We start from the raw sequence: 1,937 nt of genomic DNA, 5'->3' as shown, positions 1-1,937 counted from the left end.
TGGGTGAATTCGGCCCAGATGACGGTGCCCAACCCTGCGCAGAAGGGGAAGTCCAGCACCGGGCGGGTTCCCCATCGGGTGGCGAGGTGGTCGAGCAGCAGCAGCCCCCGGCCGCGTTCAGCCCGCTCCCACTCTTGCCTGGTGCGCCTGCGCGGGACCTTGGGGGAAGAGTCTGTGGTGTCGGTGCGGGTGCCGTCGTCGATGATCGAGATCCGGACTGTTCCCGGGCGGGGTGTGTCCAGGGTGCGGACCACGCACCCTTCGGGGTCCTGTCCGGAACGGGAGTGGTCGCAGGCGTTGGCGAACATCTCGCTCAGACACAGCACCATGTCCTGACGGGCCTCGGCTCCGATACCGGTCAGGCCGGTCAGCCCGTTGAGGTCTGCGGCCAGGTCCGAGCGGACCTGGCGGGTCTGGGAGAGCTGTCCCGGGTAGAGGCGGCACTCCCACCGAGGCCCGCTGTCGAGTGGGGTGATCGTGTGGTTGAGGGCAGGGGTGTGCGGCACAATAGTCATGTCGGCAATCTGCTTTCTTTCAAGGGCTGTGGGTTGTCGGCCTGCTCTGGGGGTGTTGGTGCACCCGCCAGAGCTTTTTCATGGGACCCCACAGGCTGTGGGGCCCTCTCTCACTACCTGGGCGTACTCCACAGGGCGTGCTGGGGTCCGTGGACCCACACGGTCTGGAGTCCCTTCTCCAGGTCGACGGTCAGACCGAAGTCCGCCACGGCTGGCCGATCCCAGCGTTGCCACACGTCCCAGGCCCCGGCCGCCTCGTCGACCAGACGCCTACCGCCGCCCTGTTCCACGCGACCGTCCGCGTGCAGCCGGGCCCACCCGGGGTCGGCGGAGGTCGAGGTCACCCACACGTAGGGGTCCGTGCCCCCTTCCTCCATGCCCATCCCGAAGGCCCAGTGGGGCATCAGGAGTGACAACAGCAGTGCCTCCTCGCCGTCGAGCCACGGAACGCGGGGGTCGCCCTGGACCCGTTCGGTGCTCTGGGCCTCGATCCCCTGATGCGGGGGCGGCGTCCCTCCCGGGTCTCGCTGACCGCGCGCCCACATGAAGGCCAGCGCTCCCTCGAACCGCCCCTCGGCCGTGGTGGCGGTCGTGTCCAGGACGGCGAGGGCTCCGTTCGGGGACCCGGGGGTGGGTGCCCACGGCGTGACGATCCGTCCCCGTCCGCGCATCCGACGCAGCCAGACGGCGGGCACCCGGGACACGGAGCAGGTGGCGATCACCCGGTCGTATCCGAGGAGGTCCCCGGCGGCTGCTTCGCCGTCTCCGGTGAGCACGGTTGGGTGAGCCCCGTGGGTGAAGAGCGCGGAGCGGGCGGTCTCGGCCACGGTCGCGTCGATCTCGACGGTGGTGACCTGGCTGGATCCCAACATCTGGCAGAGGAGGGCGGCGTTGTACCCGGTGCCGGTGCCCACCTCCAGGACCCGGTGGGTGGGGGCGAGGTCGGCGGCGGCAAGCATTCGCGCCATCACGGTGGGGGCGGAGGAGGACGAGGAGGGCATGAGCCTGCCGCCCTCGTGGCCGTCGTCGAGCTGGGTGGTGAGCGCCTGGTCCGTGTACACCGCGCGCGTCCACGCCTCGGGGTCCGAGGTGCGGTCATAGCGGGTGAAGCCCGGACCCCACATGACGTCGGTGAGGAACCGGTGTCGGGGGACGGCCGCGAACAACCGGCGGATGTGGTCGGGGGTGCCGTTCGGGAGTCGGGCGGCGAGGGCCGAAGGGGTGTACTTCATGATGTTGTTCTGCCCCATCAGATCTTTCCCGTCCCCTTGCAGGGCTGGCAGGGGACCCAGCGCCCCATGCTCTTGCCCGGGGTCTGGCCGTCGTTCGTGACCATCGTGCCGCCCTGCCCGTTGCAGGCGCCGCACATCGCGGCGGTGGACGGCTGAGGCGTGGACTGAGGGGGTCGGCTGGGGCTGCGGG

Annotated in this window: 2 protein-coding genes; both read right to left on the bottom strand. The window is 70.4% G+C overall.

Annotated features, from left to right (window positions below):
* Positions 1 to 515, bottom strand: a 515-nt coding sequence (locus ADX84_RS25025) for an ATP-binding protein (RefSeq protein ID WP_049579949.1), incomplete at its 3' end; no start/stop codon positions are given.
* Positions 516 to 628: 113 nt separating this feature from the next.
* On the bottom strand, positions 629 to 1,765 hold the full coding sequence (locus tag ADX84_RS25020) for a methyltransferase domain-containing protein (protein WP_234004222.1): 1,137 nt from the start codon (positions 1,763 to 1,765) through the stop codon (positions 629 to 631).
* Positions 1,766 to 1,937 lie beyond the last annotated feature (172 nt).

The sequence above is a fragment of the Nocardiopsis sp. SBT366 genome (assembly GCF_001083815.1).
Lineage (GTDB): Bacteria > Actinomycetota > Actinomycetes > Streptosporangiales > Streptosporangiaceae > Nocardiopsis > Nocardiopsis prasina.
The sequence above is the reverse complement of the archived record's forward strand: the minus strand, read 5'-3'. Positions and strand labels throughout refer to the sequence as shown.

Bases quoted from the DNA above. Each gene is read 5' to 3' on its own strand.
- ADX84_RS25020 (WP_234004222.1), bottom strand. From the start codon at position 1,765: ATGGGGCAGAACAACATCATGAAGTACACCCCTTCGGCCCTCGCCGCC.